Raw genomic sequence first — 21,702 nt, 5'->3', positions numbered from 1 at the left:
TCGTGTTCCAGCAGAGATTCCTGTGGGAGCTGGCTTGCCAGCGATGAGGCGTGAAGGGCAAATGAAAATCTAGCGTTCGTGCAACGCCTCGGCCCGCGCCCGGATGATCGGCTTGAGCAAATAGCTCAGCACAGTCTTCTTGCCGGTGATGATGTCCACCGACGCCACCATCCCCGGGATGATCAGCAACGGCTTCTCGTCAGTGCCGAGATGGCTGCGCTCGGTGCGCAGCTTGATGACGTAGTAGGTGGTTTTCTTGTCTTCATCGGTGATGGTGTCGGCGCCGATCTGCTCCAGCCTGGCCTTCAAACCGCCGTAGATGGTGTAGTCATACGCGGTGAATTTCACCGTGGCTTCCTGGCCCGGATGCAGGAACGCGATGTCCTGCGGGCGGATCTTCGCTTCGACCAGCAGGGTGTCGTCCAGCGGTACGATTTCCAGCAGGTCGCTGCCCGGCTGGATCACGCCGCCGATGGTGTTGACCAGCATCTTGTTGACGATACCCCGCACCGGCGAAGTAACGAGCGTACGGCTGACCCGGTCTTCCAGCGCCTTGCCGGTGGCCTGGGCCTTGTTCAAGTCGGTGCGCGCTTCGTTGAGCTGAGTCAGGGCTTCGCTGCGGAATTTGCCACGGGTCTCGTCGATCTTGCGCTGCACTTCCTTGATCGCCGATTCGGCGCGCGGGATCGCCAGCGTGGTGGCGTCGAGCTGACCACGGGTTTCCACTTCGGCACGCTTGAGTCGCAGCACTTCCACCGGCGACACCGCGCCCTGGGCCACCAGCGGCTCGGACATGTTGATTTCCTGGCGTTGCAGACCCAGTTGCTGGCGATATTGCGCCTGCTTCGAGGTGAATTCGCGCAGCTCTTGCTGGCGCTGGATCAACTGCTCCTGCAAACCACCGACCTCGTCGTGCAATTGCTGACGACGGCTGATGTACAGCGACTCTTCACTCTTCGCCTGACCCGGCACGGCTTTGAGCACGTCCTCGGGGAAATTCAGCGGACGGTCATCGACCTCGGCGCTCAGGCGCTCGACCCGCAGCAGCATCGACAAGCGATCCGCTTCGGTTTCGCCGACGTTGGACACGAATCGCGTGTCATCAAGCCGCACCAGTGGCGCGCCGGCCTCGACGATCTGGCCTTCCTTGACGAATAGCTCGGAGACGATCCCGCCCTCGAGGTTCTGGATTTTCTGGATCTTCGACGAGGGAATCGCCTTGCCGTCGCCCTTGGTCACTTCGTCGATGACGGCAAAGTTGGCCCACAGCATCAGGAACACGAAGAAACCGATGATCGCCCAGATCGTCAGGCGCACCACACGCGGCGCGTCCTCGATCAAAGCCTTGTTGACCTCTGGCAGCGGCTGCCCCTGCAGCGATGCCGAGCCCTTGAAGTAGCGGCGGATCGAATCCTTGAAACCCGACTTAAGCAACACTGATCTGCCCCTTCTTCAACGCTTCCATGACGGCCGCTTTCGGGCCGTCGGCGAGAATCTGTCCACGGTCGACCACCAACAGACGATCAACCAGCGACAGCAGCGATGCCCGGTGCGTCACCAGCACCACGGTCTTGTTTTCCACCACCGCCGCGAGGCGTTGCTTGAGGCGCTCTTCGCCGGTGTTGTCCATGGCGCTGGTCGGTTCGTCGAGCAAGAGAATCGGCGGATTGAGCAACAGCGCCCGGGCCAGCGCGACGTTCTGGCGCTGACCGCCGGACAGGTTCTGCCCGCGCTCGCCGACCTGCAGTTCATAGCCCTGCGGGTGCAGGCGGGCGAATTCGTGGACACCGGCCAGTTCGGCCGCTTGCAGGACCAACTCATCCTCGACGTAACGGGCGCCGGAAATCAGGTTGTCGCGCAGGGTGCCGGCCAGCAGCTGGATGTCCTGCGGCACGTAGCCGATGTTGTAGCGCAGCTCGCTGACGTCGATCTGGCGGATGTCCACGCCGTCCACCAGTAACGCACCGTCGTCCGGCTGGTACAGGCCGACCAGCAGTTTCGCCAGTGAGCTTTTGCCGGAACCGCTGCGGCCGATGATGCCGATCTTCTCGCCGGGACGAATCACCAGGTTGATGTTCTTCAACGCCGGGTTCTGTTGCTCCGGGTAGGTGAAGCTGAGCTGGCGGCATTCGATCGCACCTTGCAGGACCTTGCGGCTCAGCGGGCGCTCTTCGAAGTTACGCTCCTGCGGCAGCTCCATCATCTGATCGACCGAAGTCATGGTCACCCGTGCCTGCTGGTAGCGGGTCAGCAGACCGGACAGCGACGCCAGCGGGCTGAGGGCGCGGCCACTGAGCATGTAGCAGGCGATCAGACCGCCCATGCTCAGGTTGCCGGCGATGATCTGGTACACGCCGAAGACGATCATGATCACCCCGGCCAGTTGCTGGATCAGCAGGGTGATGTTCATCGCCAGGCCGGAGAGCATTTTCACCCGCAGCTCGAGGCGGCTGAGGGTGCCGATGGTCTGCTCCCACTGGTACTGGCGCTCGCTTTCGGCGTTGTTGACCTTCACCGCGTCGAGGCCGGCGAGGGTTTCGATCAGGCTCGACTGACGCTCGGCGCCCAGCGCCATGGTGCGTTCCATGGTTGCCACCAGCGGCTTCTGCAAGGCGTAGCCGATCAGCAGCGCAATCGGGAAGGCCAGCACCGGAATCCACACCAGATGCCCGCCGAGAATGGCGATGACGATGAAGATCAGAATGGTGAACGGCAAATCGATCAGGCTGGTCAGGGTCAGCGAGGCGAGGAAATCGCGCAGGCTCTGAAACTCGTGGATGTTCTGGGCAAAGCTGCCGACCCGCGCCGGGCGGTATTTCATGGCCATGCCGACGATGCGTTCGAAGAGCGTGGCGGAGATGATCAGGTCGGTTTTCTTGCCGGCCAGATCCAGGCACAGGCTGCGCAGGCTCTTGAGGATCAGGTCGAACAGATAGGCGCCGGTGATGCCCAGCGCGAGCACCCACAGTGTCGCTTCGGCCTGGTTCGGCACCACGCGGTCGTAGACGTTCATCACGAACAGCGGCGCGGCCATGGCGATGATGTTGATCAGGAAACTGGCGGCGATGGCGTCGGCGTACAGCCAGCGCGAACGCTTGAGGGTGTCGCGAAACCACGAGCGCGCACGCGGGATCAGCGTGCCGTGGTTGACGTCGAATTTGTGCTGGGGCTGGGCGAAGAACACTTTGCCGGTGTAGTCGTCGGCCAGCAGTTCGCGGCTGACCAGGGATTCACCGCCGTCGCTTTCGCTGAGCAGCACCCGTGCTTCGTTCTCGCCCTGCCAGCCGAGCAGGACGGCGCTGCGGCCATCCTTGAGCAGCAACAGCGCCGGCATGGCAATCGCCGGAACCTCTTCCAGCTTGCGTTGCAGCACCCGCCCCTGCAGCCCGGCGCGCGCCGCCGCACGGGGCAGCAGCTCGACACTCAGGCGTTGCTTGGGCAGCGGCAGGCCGGTGGTCAGCATGGCCGCGCTGGCGGGTTTCTGGTGCAGCATGCAAAGAGCGAGCAGACCATCCAGTAACGGATCGTCGTGCAACGCGCGTGGATCATGACTGAGATGAACTCGACTGACTTCTGATTCCACGCTCGACACTCTTTAGCAGTTGAAAAGGGACAACTCAATTCATCCCAGGCAGCTGGACCTTGGGCTTCACGTCGTTCTGCACAACGGATGCCAAAGGTGCGACCACTCCCTGGCTCTTGAGCAATTCGCCCATGGTCGCCTTGATTCGGTACTGAGTAAATAACTGAATGTTTTTGATTTCAGCCAGACGGCGCGAAGCGGTGAACAACTCGTTTTCGCTGTCCAGCAAATCCAGCAGGGTACGTTCGCCGAGGCTGAACTGACGCTGGTAAGCGGTGCGCACCGCGGTGCTGTGATCAACGTATTGCTGAGCGATCGGCACCTGTGCATTGGCGTTGTTCAGGGCGTTCCAGGCCAGGCCAAGTTCTTCATTCAATTGACGCAAGGCATTGTTGCGGATGTCCAGCGCCTGGTTCGACAGGTAGGACTTGGACTCCAGATCCGCCTTGTTGCTGCCGCCCGAATACAGGTTGAAGCGCATGCGCAGCATCGCCTGCCATTCATTGTTGTGACCGTTCTGGCCATCGAGATCGTTGTCGGCAGTGCGGCCCAGCTCGGCGTCGAAGCGCGGGTAGAAGGTCGACTTGGCGGTCTCGTACTGCTTTTCGGCAGCGGCGATATCGGACTCGGCCGAGCGCAGGATCGGGCTGTTTTCCAGCATCTGCTGGCGCGCTTCATTCAGGTTGGCCGGCATCATCGCCATGAACGGCGCCGGACGCTCCAGCTGATCGGGCATCTGGCCGACGGCGCTGAGGAAGTTGGTTTCCGAATCGGCGAGGTTGGTCTGCTCGGTGATCAGGTTGTTGCGGGCCTGGGCCATCCGCGCTTCGGCCTGGTCAAGGTCGGCACCGCTGCCGACGCCGCGCTGGGTGCGCAACTGGATCTGGTCGTAGATGCGCTGGTGGCTCTTGAGGTTTTCTTCGGCCAGACGCACGAATTCGCGACGGGTGAGCACGTCCAGATAAACCTGGGCCACGGTCAGCGCGGTGCGCTCGGAAGTGCCGAGCAATGAATAGGCGCGGGAGTTGACGGTGGCTTGTTGACGCCCGACTTCGCTGGACGTCGCAAAACCGTCAAAAACCATTTGCGAGAGACGTAAACTTGACTCGCTGCGGTTCAGGGTTTCCCAGTGATTGCCGCCACCATTGGCGCGGGTGGTCACACTGTCGGTGCCTTCACGGCCATAACCGCCCAGCAGATCAACTTTGGGCAGGTATCCACCTTTTGCAGCCTTTAACTGATAATCCGCGGCCAGTCGGCTGTTGACCCCTGCCTGGATTTCCGGATGGACATCCAACGCCTGTTGCATGGCTTCTGGTAAGGATTGTGCCTGTACGAAAGACGCGGCGAGAGCGAAGGGTAGAGCCTTGAACAGGTGCGAACGCATGGTAAAGATTTCCCAGAACTTCTTGTCTTGAATCACAGCAAAATGTCGAGCTGCGTCGGAAGATGGCAACCGGAATGACCGTATGTCGGAAAGTTTAAAACCGGAACTGGATCACACGCTGAAGGGCAGGTCGCCGCATAAATATCAATGTGACATTACCGGGGCGATTGTTTAGGATGGCTCCCAGAAGGTCAATAGTTTGGCATAAAGTTAATAGCGAAAGAATCTAGCCAATTTATTGACGAATAGCAGCGTCAACTTTGTTTCATTTTTTTTTAAAAGTACGTCCAGACTGAATCGGCACAGATCGCCATCAGGTCTATGGAAGTCAACTGAACGTGACACCCGGAGAGTCTTCAATGAGCAGTGTTGTTGCCATCGTCAAAAGCATTGTTGGTCAGGTTTTCGTGGTGTCCCCAGAGGGCGTCCGTCGCGTACTCGTTGAAGGCGACCGGCTGTTTGCCGGCGATCAGGTCGACACCGGCATTTCCGGCGCCGTGTCCCTGGAACTGGCCGATGGCCGCACGATCGATCTGGGCCGTGACACTCAGTGGAGCGCCGAGACCCCGGACTCCAGCACTGACCTGGCCGAAGCCACCGCGCAAGCCGCGCCGTCGGTTGAAGAGCTGCAACAAGCCATCGCCGCCGGTGTCGACCCGACAACCGCCCTTGAAGCCACAGCGGCCGGCCCGAGCGCCGCGGGGACTGGCGGTGCCGCCGGTGGCGGCCACAGCTTCGTGATGCTCGATGCGACTGCGGGCCGCGTCGACCCGACCATTGGCTTCCCGACTGCGGGCATCAACGCCGCCGGCCAGGTTGCCCAGGACACCACCGGTGGCCAGACCACCGACACCACCGCCAACGCCCTGCGCGAATCGACCCTGAGCCTCAGCGCCACGCCGACCATCACCGAAGCCGGCGGTGTTCTGGTGTACACCGCGACCCTGACCCAGGCGCCGCTGACCGACCTGACCATCACCCTGTCCAACGGCGCGGTGATCGTGATTCCGGCCGGTTCCACCACCGGTACCGTCAACGTGCCACTGGCACCGAACGACACTGTCTATAACGACCCGACCCAGATCGACGTGACGGTCACCGGCACTACCGGCGGCAGCGGCATCACCGTGACCCCGCCGACCACACCGGCCGTGACCCAGGTCACCGACACCATCGACACCACCACCGTCACCCTGACGGCGGGGCCAAGCGTGACCGAAGGCGACCAGATCACCTACACCGCCACGCTGACCAACCCGGCGCAGACGCCGGTCACCGTCACGTTGTCGAACGGCTCGACCATCACCATCGGCGCCGGCCAGACCACCGGCACCGTCAACGTGCCGACCGCGCCGAATGACGTCTATAACAACGGCAGCACCGTCACCACCACCATCACCGGTGCCACGGGCGGCAACTTCGAAAACCTGGTGCCGAACCCGACACCGGCCGTTACCACGATCGTCGATTCGAAAGACACCACCGGCCTGACCCTGACCGCTACCGGCACCGTGGTCGAAGGTGGCCAGATCACCTACACCGCGACGTTGACCAACCCGGCGCAGACGCCGGTGACCGTCACCCTGTCGAACGGCTCGACCATCACCATCGGCGCCGGCCAGACCACCGGCAGCGTCAACGTGCCGACCGCACCGAATGACGTCTACAACAACGGCGGCACCGTCAGCACCACGATTACCGGTGCTACCGGCGGTAACTTCGAGAATCTGGTGCAGAACACCACGCCGGCGACCACCACCGTTACCGATTCCATCGACACCACCAATCTGTCGCTGTCCGCGACCGGTTCCGTGGCCGAAGGCGGTTCGATCGTTTACACCGCAACCCTGACCAATCCTGCCGGCACCCCGGTAACCGTGACGTTGAGCAACGGCTCCGTCATCACCATCGAAGCGGGCAAGACCACCGGCACCGTGACCGTTCCGGCACCGGCCGATGACGTTTACAAGGACGCGGGTAAAGTCGAAGTCAGCATTACCGGCACCACGGGCGGCAACTTCGAGAACCTGGTGCCGAGCACTGTCCCGGCGGTTACTGAAGTCACCGACACCATCGACACCACAACAGTGAAGCTCACCGCGACCGAATCGGCAGCTGAAGGTGGCACCGTCACTTACACCGCTACCGTGGGCGCACCGGTGACTGGCTCGCCGGTGACTGTGACCCTGGCCAATGGTCAGCAAATCACCATCGAAGTGGGTAAAACCACCGGCACCGTGACCACCACCGCTCCGAATGACGCGCTGACCGGCAATCCGCCGCTGACCAACTCGATCACTGGCGTGACAGGCGGCAACTACGAAAACCTCGTGGCCGATAAAACCCCTGTTTCGACCACGATCACCGACACCGTCGACACCACCAACCTGACACTGAGTGCTACTGGCACCGTGGCCGAGGGTGGTTCGATCGTTTACACCGCGACCCTGACCAATGCTGCCGGCTCGCCAGTCACCGTGACCCTGTCGAACGGCGCGGTGATTACCATCGAGGCCGGCAAAACCACCGGTACCGTGACTGTTCCGGCCCCTGCCGACGACGTCTACAAGGACGCCGGCAAAGTGGAAGTCACCATCAAGGATGCATCCGGCGGCAATTTCGAGAACCTCGTTCCGAGCACTGTCCCGGCTGTCACTGAAGTGACTGACACCATCGACACTTCGACCGTGAAACTGACCGCTGACACTTCGGTCGCTGAAGGCGGCACCGTCACTTACACCGCCACCGTTGGCGCACCGGTGACCGGCTCCCCGGTCACCGTGACCCTGGCCAACGGTCAGACCATCACCATCGAAGTCGGCAAGACCACCGGCAGCGTGACCACCACCGCACCGAACGATGTACTCAACGGCCACGCGCCGCTGACCAACTCGATCACTGACGTGAGCGGCGGTAACTACGAAAACCTCGTGGCCGATAAAACCCCTGTTTCGACCACGATCACCGACACCGTCGACACCACCAACCTGACCCTGAGCGCTACTGGCTCCGTGGCTGAAGGCGGCTCGATCGTCTACACCGCGACACTGACCAACCCTGCCGGTACGCCGGTAACCGTGACCTTGAGCAACGGCTCGGTCATCACCATCGAGGCCGGTAAAACCACCGGTACCGTGACTGTTCCGGCTCCTGCCGATGACGTCTACAAAGACGCCGGCAAGGTTGAAGTCACTATCACCAATACCGCTGGCGGCAACTTCGAGAACCTGGTGCCAAGCACTGTTCCGGCCGTCACTGAAGTGACTGACACCATCGACACCACCACAGTCAAACTGACTGCGACCGAGTCGGCAGCTGAAGGTGGAACTGTCACCTACACCGCTACCGTCGGCGCACCGGTGACTGGCTCGCCGGTGACTGTGACCCTGGCCAATGGTCAGCAAATCACCATCGAAGTCGGCAAGACCACCGGCACCGTGACCACCACCGCGCCGAATGACGCGCTGACCGGCAATCCGCCGCTGACCAACTCGATCACTGGCGTGACAGGCGGCAACTACGAAAACCTCGTCGCCGATAAAACGCCGGTTTCGACCACGATCACCGACACCGTCGATACCACCAACCTGACCCTGAGCGCTACTGGCTCCGTGGCCGAGGGTGGTTCGATCGTTTACACCGCGACCCTGACCAATGCAGCCGGCTCGCCAGTCACCGTGACCCTGTCGAACGGCGCGGTGATTACCATCGAGGCCGGCAAAACCACCGGTACCGTGACTGTTCCGGCCCCTGCCGACGACGTCTACAAGGACGCCGGCAAAGTGGAAGTCACCATCAAGGATGCATCCGGCGGCAATTTCGAGAACCTCGTTCCGAGCACTGTCCCGGCGGTTACCGAAGTGACCGACACCATCGACACTTCGACCGTGAAACTGACCGCTGACACTTCGGTCGCTGAAGGCGGCACCGTCACTTACACCGCCACCGTTGGCGCACCGGTGACCGGCTCCCCGGTCACCGTGACCCTGGCCAACGGTCAGACCATCACCATCGAAGTCGGCAAGACCACCGGCAGCGTGACCACCACCGCACCGAACGATGTACTCAACGGCCACGCGCCGCTGACCAACTCGATCACTGACGTGAGCGGCGGTAACTACGAAAACCTCGTGGCCGACAAGACCCCGGTTTCGACGACTGTCACCGACACCGTCGACACCACCAACCTGACCCTGAGCGCGACCGGCTCCGTGGCTGAAGGCGGTTCGATCGTTTACACCGCGACCCTGACCAACCCGGCCGGCACGCCGGTGACCGTGACCTTGAGCAACGGCTCGGTCATTACCATTGAAGCGGGCAAAACCACTGGCACCGTGACCGTTCCGGCTCCGGCCGATGACGTCTACAAGGATGCGGGCAAAGTCGAAGTGACCATCAAGGATGCGTCCGGCGGAAACTTCGAAAATCTGGTGCCAAGCACTGTTCCGGCTGTGACCGAAGTCACCGACACCATCGACACCACCACGGTCAAACTGACCGCGACCGAGTCGGCAGCTGAAGGTGGAACTGTCACCTACACCGCTACCGTCGGCGCACCTGTGACCGGCTCGCCAGTGACCGTGACCCTGGCCAATGGTCAGCAAATCACCATCGAAGTCGGCAAGACCACTGGCACCGTGACGACCACCGCGCCGAACGATGCGTTGAACGGTCATGAACCGCTGACCAACGCCATCACCAACGTCAGCGGCGGCAACTACGAGAATCTGGTGGCCGACAAAACGCCGGTCAGCACCACTGTGACCGATACCGTCGACACCACCAACCTGACCCTGAGCGCCACTGGCTCCGTGGCCGAGGGTGGCTCGATCGTCTACACCGCCACGCTGACCAACCCGGCTGGCACGCCGGTGACCGTGACCTTGAGCAACGGCTCGGTCATTACCATTGAAGCGGGCAAAACCACTGGCACCGTGACTGTTCCTGCGCCGGCCGATGACGTCTACAAGGACGCCGGCAAGGTCGAAGTAACCATCAAGGATGCGTCCGGCGGCAACTTCGAGAACCTTGTTCCGAGCACCGTCCCGGCTGTCACTGAAGTGACTGACACCATCGACACCACCACGGTGAAGCTGAGCGCCGATACATCGGTGGCCGAGGGCGGCACTGTCACCTATACCGCGACGGTCAGTGCGCCTGTGACCGGTTCGCCAGTGACTGTCACTTTGGCCAACGGCCAGACCATCACCATCGAAGTCGGCAAGACCACCGGCACCGTGACCACCACCGCGCCGAACGATGTGCTGAACGGCCACGCGCCATTGACCAACGCGATCACCAACGTGAGCGGTGGCAACTACGAGAATCTGGTTGCTGATAAAACTCCGGTCAGCACCACCGTGACCGACACCATCGACACCACCAACCTGTCGCTCAGTGCGACCGGTACCGTGGCCGAGGGTGGCTCGATCGTTTACACCGCGACCCTGACCAACCCGGCCGGCACCCCGGTGACCGTGACCCTGTCGAACGGCGCGGTGATCACCATCGAAGCCGGTAAAACCACTGGCACCGTCACTGTTCCTGCGCCAGCCGATGACGTCTACAAGGACGCCGGCACCGTGGAAGCGACGATCAAATCGGCCACCGGCGGCAACTTCGAAAACCTGGTGACCAGCAACACACCAGCCGTGACCAACGTCACCGATACCATCGACACCACCACGGTCAAACTGACTGCGACCGAAACCGCTGCCGAAGGTGGCACCGTCACCTACACCGCTACCGTAGGCGCGCCGGTGACCGGTTCGCCTGTGACCGTGACCCTGTCCAACGGTCAGCAAATCACCATCGAAGTCGGCAAGACCACCGGCACCGTGACCACCACGGCGCCGAACGATGCGTTGAACGGCCATGCACCGCTGACCAACGCGATTACCGACGTCAGCGGCGGCAACTACGAGAACCTCGTAGCGGACAAGACTCCAGTGTCGACCACCGTGACCGATACCGTCGACACCACCAATCTGTCGCTGACCGCGACCGGCACCGTGGCCGAGGGCGGCTCGATTGTTTACACCGCGACCCTGACCAACCCGGCCGGCACTCCGGTGACCGTGACCCTGTCGAACGGTGCCGTGATCACCATCGAAGCCGGTAAAACCACCGGCACCGTCAGCGTTCCAGCCCCGGCCGATGACGTCTACAAAGACGCCGGCAAGGTTGAAGTCACGATCAAGGACGCGTCCGGTGGCAACTTCGAGAACCTGGTGCCGAGCACTGTTCCGGCCGTCACCGAGGTCACCGACACCATCGACACCACCACGGTCAAACTGACCGCGACCGAGTCGGCGGCGGAAGGCGGCACCGTCACCTACACCGCCACCGTCGGCGCACCAGTCACCGGTTCGCCGGTGACCGTGACCCTGGCCAACGGTCAGCAGATCACCATCGAGGTCGGTAAAACCACTGGCACCGTCACCACCACCGCACCGAACGATGCACTCAATGGTCACGAACCGCTGACCAACTCAATCACTGGCGTGAGCGGCGGCAACTACGAAAACCTCGTGGCCGACAAAACCCCGGTCAGCACCACCGTGACCGACACCGTCGACACCACCAACCTGACACTGAGCGCGACGCCGGAAGTCAACGAAGGTGGCCAGATCACCTACACCGCGACCCTGACCAACGCCGCCGGCACCCCGGTGACCGTGACGTTGAGCAACGGCGCCGTGATCACCATCGAGGCCGGCAAAACCACCGGCACCGTGACCGTCGACGCACCGAAGGACGACGTCTACAAGGACGCCGGCACCGTTGAAACGACCATCAAGGGCGCCACTGGCGGCAACTTTGAAAACCTGGTCACCAACACTGCCCCGGCGGTCACCACCGTTCACGACACCATCGACACGTCCACCGTGTCGCTGACCGCTACCGCCAACGTCGCCGAAGGCGAAACCGTGGTCTACACCGCGACCGTGACCGCGCCAGTGACCGGTTCGCCGGTCGTGGTGACCCTGTCCAACGGCCAGACCATCACCATCGCCGTGGGCGAAACCACCGGCACCGTGAACTTCGTTGCGCCGAACAGCCCGCTGGCGGGCGGCAGCTCGCTGAGCGTGACCATCGACAAGGCCACCGGCGGCAACTACGAAAACCTGGCGGTCGACAGCAAACCGGCCAACACCTCGGTATCGGATACTGTTGACACCACCAACCTGAACCTGACCGCCACCGACTCGGTGGCCGAGGGTGGTTCGATTGTCTACACCGCGACGCTGACCAACCCGGCCGGCACCCCGGTGACCGTGACCCTGTCGAACGGTGCAGTGATCACCATCGAAGCCGGTAAAACCACCGGCACCGTGACCGTCGATGCGCCGAAAGATGACGTCTACAAAGACGCCGGCAAAGTCGAAGTCACGATCAAGGACGCAACCGGTGGCAACTTCGAGAACTTGGTGCCGAGCACCGTTCCGGCCGTGACCAACGTCACCGATACCATCGATACCACTACGGTCAAACTGACCGCGACCGAAACCGCTGCTGAAGGTGGCACCGTCACCTATACCGCCACGGTGGGCGCGCCTGTCACAGGTTCGCCTGTGACTGTGACCCTGGCCAATGGTCAGTCGATCACCATCGAAGTCGGCAATACCACCGGTACCGTGACCACCACCGCACCGAACGATGCGTTGAACGGTCACGAGCCGCTGACCAACGCGATCACCGCCGTGACTGGCGGCAACTACGAAAACCTCGTCGCCGACAAAACGCCGGTTTCGACCACTGTCACCGACACGGTCGACACCACCAACCTGACCCTCAGCGCCACCAACTCGGTTGCCGAGGGCGGTTCGATCGTTTACACCGCGACCCTGACCAACCCGGCCGGCACGCCGCTGACCGTGACGTTGAGCAACGGCGCCGTGATCACCATCGAAGCGGGCAAGACCACCGGAACCGTGACCGTTCCGGCCCCGGCCGATGACGTCTACAAAGACGCCGGCAAAGTCGAAGTCACCATCAAGGATGCAACCGGTGGCAACTTCGAGAACCTGGTGCCTAGCACTGTTCCGGCCGTGACCGAAGTCACCGACACCATCGACACGACGACCGTGAAGCTGACCGCTTCCGAAACTGCTGCCGAAGGTGGCACCGTCACCTACACCGCAACCGTGGGTGCGCCTGTGACTGGCTCGCCTGTGACTGTGACCCTGGCCAATGGTCAGTCGATCACCATCGAAGTCGGCAAGACCACCGGCACCGTGACCACCACGGCGCCGAACGATGCGCTGAACGGCCATGCACCGCTGACCAACGCGATTAGCGACGTCAGCGGCGGCAACTACGAGAATCTGGTGGCCGACAAAACGCCGGTCAGCACCACCGTGACCGACACGGTCGACACCACCAACCTGTCGCTGACCGCGACCGGCACCGTGGCCGAGGGCGGCTCGATTGTTTACACCGCGACCCTGACCAACCCGGCCGGCACGCCGCTGACCGTGACGTTGAGCAACGGCGCCGTGATCACCATCGAAGCGGGCAAGACCACCGGAACCGTGACCGTTCCGGCCCCGGCCGATGACGTCTACAAAGACGCCGGCAAAGTCGAAGTCACCATCAAGGATGCAACCGGTGGCAACTTCGAGAACCTGGTGCCTAGCACTGTTCCGGCCGTGACCGAAGTCACCGACACCATCGACACGACGACCGTGAAGCTGACCGCTTCCGAAACTGCCGCCGAAGGTGGCACCGTTACTTACACCGCGACCGTGGGCGCTCCGGTAACTGGCTCGCCGGTGGTCGTGACCCTGTCCAACGGTCAGCAAATCACCATCGAAGTCGGCAAGACCACCGGCACAGTGACCACCACGGCACCGAACGATGTGCTGAACGGCCACGCGCCATTGACCAACGCGATCACCAACGTGAGCGGTGGCAACTACGAGAATCTGGTTGCTGATAAAACTCCGGTCAGCACCACTGTGACCGACACCATCGACACCACCAACCTGTCGCTCAGTGCGACCGGTACCGTGGCCGAGGGCGGTTCGATTGTTTACACCGCAACTCTGACCAACCCGGCTGGTACCCCGGTGACCGTGACCCTGTCGAACGGCGCGGTGATCACCATCGAAGCCGGTAAAACCACTGGCACCGTCACTGTTCCTGCGCCAGCCGATGACGTCTACAAGGACGCCGGCACCGTGGAAGCGACGATCAAGTCCGCGACCGGTGGCAACTTCGAGAACCTGGTGACCAGCAACACGCCAGCCGTGACCAATGTCACCGACACCATCGACACCACCACGGTCAAACTGACCGCGACCGAGTCGGCGGCTGAAGGCGGGACCGTTACTTACACTGCGACTGTCGGTGCTCCAGTCACCGGTTCGCCTGTGACCGTGACCCTGTCCAACGGTCAGCAAATCACTATTGAAGTCGGCAAGACCACCGGCACCGTGACCACCACTGCACCGAACGATGCGCTGAACGGCCATGCACCGCTGACCAATGCGATCACCGGCGTAACCGGCGGTAATTACGAGAACCTCGTTGCCGACAAGACCCCGGTTTCGACCACCGTCACCGACACCGTCGACACCACCAACCTGACCCTCAGCGCCACCAACTCCGTCGCCGAGGGCGGTTCGATCATCTACACCGCAACGTTGACCAACGCCGCCGGCACTCCGGTAACTGTGACTCTGAGCAACGGCGCCGTGATCACCATCGAGGCCGGTAAAACCACTGGCACCGTGACGGTTCCGGCCCCTGCCGATGACGTCTACAAGGACGCCGGCATCGTGGAAGCGACGATCAAGTCCGCGACCGGTGGCAACTTCGAAAATCTGGTGACCAGCACGGTTCCTGCGGTGACCCAGGTCACTGACACCATCGACGCCACCACGGTGAAACTCACCGCGACCGAGTCGGCGGCTGAAGGCGGGAACGTTACGTACACCGCGACCGTGGGTGCACCTGTCACCGGCTCGCCAGTGACCGTGACCCTGTCGAACGGTCAGCAAATCACCATCGAAGTCGGTAAAACCACCGGCTCCGTGACCACCACGGCACCGAACGATGTGCTGAACGGCCACGCGCCATTGACCAACGCGATCACCAACGTGAGCGGTGGCAACTACGAGAATCTGGTTGCTGATAAAACTCCGGTCAGCACCACCGTGACCGACACCATCGACACCACCAACCTGTCGCTCAGTGCGACCGATACCGTGGCCGAGGGTGGCTCGATCGTTTACACCGCGACCCTGACCAACCCGGCCGGCACCCCGGTGACCGTGACCCTGTCGAACGGCGCGGTGATCACCATCGAAGCCGGTAAAACCACTGGCACCGTCACTGTTCCTGCGCCAGCCGATGACGTCTACAAGGACGCCGGCACCGTGGAAGCGACGATCAAATCCGCCACCGGCGGCAACTTCGAAAACCTGGTGACCAGCAACACACCAGCCGTGACCAACGTCACCGATACCATCGACACCACCACGGTCAAACTGACTGCGACCGAAACCGCTGCCGAAGGTGGCACCGTCACCTACACCGCTACCGTAGGTGCACCGGTGACCGGCTCGCCAGTCACTGTGACCCTGTCGAACGGCCAGACCATCACCATCGAAGTCGGCAAAACCACTGGCACCGTAACCACGACGGCGCCAAACGACGTGCTGACTGGCCACGCGCCGCTGACCAACGCCATCACCAACGTGAGCGGTGGCAACTACGAAAATCTGGTCGCCGACAAAACACCGGTTTCGACCACGGTCACTGACACCATCGACACCACCAACCTGTCGCTGACCGCGACCGGCACCGTGGCTGAAGGTGGCCAGATCACCTACACCGCGACCCTGACCAACGCCGCTGGCTCGCCAGTCACCGTGACCTTGTCGAACGGTGCCGTCATCACCATCGACGCGGGCAAAACCACCGGCACCGTGACCGTTCCTGCACCGGCCGATGACGTCTACAAGGACGCCGGCAACGTACAGGCCACGATCAAGTCCGCCACTGGTGGCAACTTCGAAAACCTGGTGACCAGCAACACGCCAGCGGTGACCAGCGTCACCGACACCATCGACACCACCACCGTGAAGCTGACCGCGACCGCAACAGCGGCCGAGGGCGGCAATGTTGTCTACACCGCGACTGTCGGCGCACCGGTGACCGGCTCGCCAGTGACCGTGACCCTGTCCAACGGCCAGACCATCACCATCGAAGTGGGCAAGACCACCGGCACCGTGACCACCACCGCGCCGAACGACGTGTTGAATGGTCATGCGCCACTGACTAACGCAATCACTGGTGTAAGTGGCGGCAACTACGAGAATCTCGTGGCCGACAAGACCCCGGTTTCGACCACTGTCACCGACACCGTCGACACCACCAACCTGTCCTTGAGCGCCACCAATTCGGTCGCCGAGGGCGGTTCGATCATCTACACCGCCACACTGACCAACGCTGCTGGCACTCCGGTGACCGTAACGTTGAGCAATGGCGCCGTGATCACCATCGACGCTGGTAAAACCACCGGCACCGTGACCGTTCCGGCGCCGGCCGATGACGTTTACAAGGACGCCGGTACTGTTCAGGCAACCATCACCAACGCCACCGGTGGCAACTTCGAAAACCTGGTGACCAGCAACACGCCAGCGGTGACCAGCGTCACCGACACCATCGACACCACCACCGTGAAGCTGACCGCGACCGCAACAGCGGCCGAGGGCGGCAATGTTGTCTACACCGCGACTGTCGGCGCACCGGTGACCGGCTCGCCAGTGACCGTGACCCTGTCCAACGGCCAGACCATCACCATCGAAGTGGGCAAGACCACCGGCACCGTGACCACCACCGCGCCGAACGACGTGTTGAATGGTCATGCGCCACTGACTAACGCAATCACTGGTGTAAGTGGTGGCAACTACGAGAATCTCGTGGCCGACAAGACCCCGGTTTCGACCACCGTCACCGACACCATCGACACCACCAACCTTTCCTTGAGTGCCACCAATTCGGTCGCCGAAGGTGGTTCGATCATCTACACCGCCACACTGACCAACGCTGCGGGCACTCCGGTAACCGTGACTCTGAGCAACGGCGCCGTGATCACCATCGACGCCGGTAAAACCACCGGCACCGTGACTGTTCCTGCGCCAGCCGATGACGTCTACAAAGACGCCGGCACCGTTCAGGCCACGATCAAATCGGCTACCGGCGGCAACTTCGAAAACCTGGTGACCAGCACCACGCCGGCCGTGACCAGCGTCACCGACACCATCGACACCACCACCGTGAAGCTGACTGCGACCGCGACAGCGGCCGAGGGCGGCAACGTCGTCTACACCGCGACTGTCGGCGCGCCGGTGACCGGTTCGCCAGTGACCGTGACCCTGTCCAACGGCCAGACCATCACCATCGACATCGGCAAGACCTCCGGGACCGTCACCACCACCGCGCCGAACGACGTGTTGAATGGTCATGCACCGCTGACCAACTCGATCACCAACGTCAGCGGCGGCAACTACGAAAACCTCGTCGCCGACAAGACGCCGGTCAGCACCACGGTGACCGACACCATCGACACCACCAACCTGTCGCTCAGCGCGACCGGCACCGTGGCCGAAGGTGGCTCGATCACCTACACCGCAACCCTGACCAACGCCGCCGGCACCCCGGTGACCGTGACCCTGAGCAACGGCTCGGTAATCACCATCGAGGCCGGCAAAACAACTGGCACCGTGACCGTTCCGGCACCGGCCGACGACGTCTACAAAGACGCCGGCACCGTGCAGGCAACGATCACCAATGCCACCGGTGGCAACTTCGAAAATCTGGTGACCAGCAATACACCAGCGGTGACCAACGTCACCGACACCATCGACACCACCACCGTCAGCATCACCGGCAGCACCTCGGTGACCGAAGGCCAGACCGCGACCTATACCGTGAGCCTGACCCACCCGGCGCAGACCGAAGTGACCCTGAAAATCGTCTACAGCGGCACCGCCGCCGACGGTTCGGACTTCACCGGCGTGTACACCGTGAAGATCCCGGCAGGCGCCAGCAGTGCACAATTCAACGTCGCCACCATCGATGACAAGATCACCGAAGGCACCGAGAACTTCGTGGTCAAGATCGACTCGGCCACCGGTGGCAACTTCGAAAACCTGGCGGTCAGCAGCACCAATGGCAGCGTCAGCACCTCGATCATCGACAACGATGCACCGCCGGTCATCGACCTCGACGCCAACAACTCCAGCGGTGCAACGGGTGCCGACTACAAGGTGACCTTCACCGAGAACACCCCGGGCGCAGGTGTGTCGATCGCCGACACCGATATCAAGATCACCGACCCGGACAGCACCATGCTGACTGGCGCCACCGTCGTGCTGACCAACCGTCAGGACGGCGATGCGCTGAACCTGGGCAACAGCGTCAACGGCATCACCATCAATGCCAACAGCACCAATGGCACGATCACGCTGACCCTGTCGGGCAATGCGACGCTGGCCGACTACATGCAGGCCATCAAGAACATCAGCTTCACCAACAGCAGTGAAGACCCGAGCACCGTGCCACGGATCATCACCGTGACCGTGACCGATGGCGGCAACTACTCCAACGTCGCGACCACCACGGTCAATGTGGTGGCGGTCAACGATGCGCCGGTCGCTGCACCGGTCAACGTCACCGGCACCGAAGACACCCCGCTGGTCCTCGGCTGGTCGACCTTCGGCGTCAGCGACGTCGACAGCCCGGCCAGCAGCCTGGGCGTGAAAATCACCCAGCTGCCGGGCGAAGGCAAACTGCAGTACCTGGACGGTTCGACCTGGAAAGACGTCGCCACCAACCAGACCTTCAGCAAGGCCGACATCGATGCCGGCAAGCTGCGTTTCCTGCCGGATGCCAACGAGTCGGGCGTGAACGGCTACGGCGGCACCGGCCTGGGCAACAACCAGGCTGACTACGCACAGATCAAGTTCCAGCCAACCGACGGCCAGTTGCTGGGCAATACCGGCACCGTGAAGATCGACATCACCCCAGTGGCGGATGCACCGACCCTGTCGGTCGCCGACAACAGCGTGAAGTCCACCGGCCTGATCAAGGAAGTCTGGACCGGTCTGTCGGGCCTGGGCACCGACGGCAGCGGCGCGAACCCGAACACTCTGAAAAACGTGATCGACGGTGCCGGCAAACCGAACACCAGCGGCACCGTGAACAACGTGCAGTCCGATGGCAGCGTGACCGCCGGCACCGCGTCGAAAACCTCGGGCCTGATCTATCTGGAAGCCGGCAAGACCTACACCTTCAGCGGCACCGGTGATGACAGCCTGCTGGTGACCATCTGCGGCAAGAGTGTGGCGTCCACAACGTGGGGCGCGGGTGGCAACCTCAACGGTTCGTTCACCCCGACCACCAGCGGCTACTACACCCTGGACATCTACCACCACAACCAGAGCGGCCCGGGCAGCTACGACGTCAACCTGTCGGTCAACGGCAGCACGCCGATCGACCTGAGCAGCGCCGGCGTACCGATCTACACCGGCGTGCAGGATCTAGTGAATGCCGGCGTGACCGTCTCCGATCTGCACGGCAGCAACGGCGAAGGCTATTACGACGGCTACAAGCTCAACACCGGCGCCGAAGGCACCACCGTGAAACTGTCGGCGATCAGCACCGCACTGACCGACACCGACGGCTCGGAAACCCTGAGCATCAAGATCAGCGGCGCACCGGTCGGCTCGGTGCTCAGCGACGGCGCAGGCCACAGCTTCACCGTGACCGCCACCAGCGGCGACGCCAACGTCACCGGCTGGAACCTCGGCAGCCTGACCGTGACCCCGCCGACCTACTACAACGGCCAGTTCAACCTGACCGTGACCTCGACCTCCACCGAACAGGTCGGCGGCTCGGCCAGCACCACCGCGACCATTCCGGTCACCGTGGTGCCGGCAGTCTACAACGCGGTAGTCGCCACCTCGGCCGACGACAACGTCACCGGCACCGACGGCAACGACATCATCGTCGCCGACATCGGCGGCCTGACCGTAGTGCCGGGCACCAACTACAACATCGCGTTCATGGTCGACAGCTCGGGCAGTATGAGCACCTCGTCGATCAACGCGGCCAAGGACTCGCTGACGTCGGTGTTCAACACTCTCAAGCAGAGCATGGGCAACAACTCGGGGACGGTGAACATCTTCCTGGTGGACTTCGATACCCAGGTCAACAAGTCGGTGTCGGTGAACCTCAACGACCCGAACGCGCTGACCAAGCTCAAGGCTGTGCTGGACTCGATGACCTCCGGCGGCGGCACCAACTACGAAGACGTGTTCAAGGCTACGGCCAACTTCTTCCAGAGCGCCGAAGCCGTGGCTAACACCGGGGCGAAGAACCTCACGTACTTCATCACCGACGGTCAGCCGACCTACTACCAGAGCGGCGAACAGACCAACCCGACGCTGTACGGCAACGTGAAGCTCGACGACGTGGTGAAGACCAGCAACTACAAGCTGGGCGACAGCTTCAGCACCTACATCGACAGCACGCACTACCTGACCATCAGCACGGCGGGTGCCGTGGTCCTGCAGACGTACAAGAACGGCAGCTGGAACTGGAGCAACGTGGGCACCATCCACGCCCAGGGCGACGGCACCTACGAGCTGTCGAGCCTGGCAGGCTCCGGCAGCAGCACCAGCCAGGCCACCACCGACAACGCCAACAGCGCCTTCGCACTGCTGGGCAACCTGTCCAATGTGGAAGCCATCGGGATCAACAGCGGTGTAAGCCTCAACGACCTGAAACCGTACGACACCGATCACAACCCGCAAACCAACATCGATCCGAAGGACCTGGCCAACTCGATCATCGGCCATACCGAAGCGACGATGCCGGGCAACGACACCGTCAGCGGTGGCGACGGCAACGACATCCTGTTCGGCGACCTGGTGAGCTTCAACGGCATTGCCGGCGAAGGTTATCAGGCGATGCAGGCCTTCGTGGCCAAGGAAACCGGGGTCGACGTCAGCAAAGTCACCACCAGTAACGTGCACCAGTACATCACCGAGCACTATCAGGCGTTCGATGTATCGGGCGCCCACGACGGCAACGACACGCTGCTGGGCGGCGCGGGTAATGACATCCTGTTCGGCTCGGGCGGCAACGACCTGCTCGACGGTGGCAAGGGCAACGACATCCTGCTCGGCGGTACCGGCAACGACACGCTGATCGGTGGTCAGGGCAACGACATCCTGATCGGTGGTTCGGGCGCCGACACCTTCGTCTGGAAAGCAGGTGACACCGGCAACGATGTGATCAAGGACTTCAACGCCAGCGAAGGTGACCGTATCGACCTGCGCGACCTGCTGCAGGGCGAGTCCGGCAGCACCATCGACAACTTCCTGAAGATCACCACGGTCGATGGCGTGTCGTCGCTGCAAGTCAGTTCGGCGGGCAAGTTCAACTCCGCCGATGCGGCTGCCGCCACACCGGACGTGACGATCAAACTGGAAGGCAACAACTGGTCCACTGCCAACATTCACAACCTGATTGCCGGTAGTGATCCGACTATCAAGGTCGACCACAACAACAGCTGATGCGTGAACAAAACGGCCGCCCCAATGGGGCGGCCGTCACGTTTGCGTCTTTCTTCCCGGTGACGATTGCGTCGCCGCACCGCATACTCGCGTGCAGTTGGCTATGCTGCTGACAGCATGACGCTGGTCCATTTCCGAGG

General features: G+C 62.3%; 4 protein-coding genes. 1 reads left to right on the top strand and 3 read right to left on the bottom strand.

The features are described 5' to 3' along the window. Positions 1-69: 69 nt before the first annotated feature. The 3 genes from CAF79_RS11900 to CAF79_RS11890 are packed head-to-tail and all read right to left on the bottom strand — an operon-like array spanning position 70 to position 4,970. Positions 70-1,437 carry an HlyD family type I secretion periplasmic adaptor subunit gene (locus CAF79_RS11900; RefSeq protein ID WP_085697924.1) on the bottom strand — a complete coding sequence of 456 codons (1,368 nt, stop codon included), beginning with the start codon at positions 1,435-1,437 and terminating at the stop codon, positions 70-72. Further along, positions 1,427-3,583 (bottom strand): type I secretion system permease/ATPase, encoded by a 2,157-nt coding sequence (locus CAF79_RS11895; protein ID WP_085697923.1) that lies wholly within the window; start codon positions 3,581-3,583, stop codon positions 1,427-1,429. The genes CAF79_RS11900 and CAF79_RS11895 overlap by 11 nt, the downstream gene beginning before the upstream one ends. Before the next feature lie 34 nt (positions 3,584-3,617). Further along, the gene (locus CAF79_RS11890) at positions 3,618-4,970 is read right to left on the bottom strand and encodes a TolC family outer membrane protein (protein WP_085698122.1); all 1,353 of its coding nucleotides are present in this window, start codon (positions 4,968-4,970) and stop codon (positions 3,618-3,620) included. 359 nt (positions 4,971-5,329) lie between these two features. On the opposite strand from CAF79_RS11890, the gene CAF79_RS11885 reads away from it, so the two are divergent. Next, positions 5,330-21,562, top strand: coding sequence for an immunoglobulin-like domain-containing protein (locus tag CAF79_RS11885; RefSeq protein WP_085697922.1), 16,233 nt, complete (start codon positions 5,330-5,332; stop codon positions 21,560-21,562). The last annotated feature ends 140 nt before the right edge of the window (positions 21,563-21,702 follow it).

The sequence above is a fragment of the Pseudomonas sp. B26(2017) genome (genome assembly GCF_002113045.1).
In the GTDB taxonomy this organism is placed as follows: Bacteria; Pseudomonadota; Gammaproteobacteria; order Pseudomonadales; family Pseudomonadaceae; genus Aquipseudomonas.
This window is presented reverse-complemented; position numbering and strand designations above follow the sequence as displayed.

What these genes read in the sequence shown, in the direction of transcription:
- CAF79_RS11890 (WP_085698122.1), bottom strand. Translation starts at nt 4,970, where the DNA reads ATGCGTTCGCACCTGTTCAAGGCTCTACCCTTCGCTCTCGCCGCGTCT.
- CAF79_RS11885 (WP_085697922.1), top strand. Translation starts at nt 5,330, where the DNA reads ATGAGCAGTGTTGTTGCCATCGTCAAAAGCATTGTTGGTCAGGTTTTC.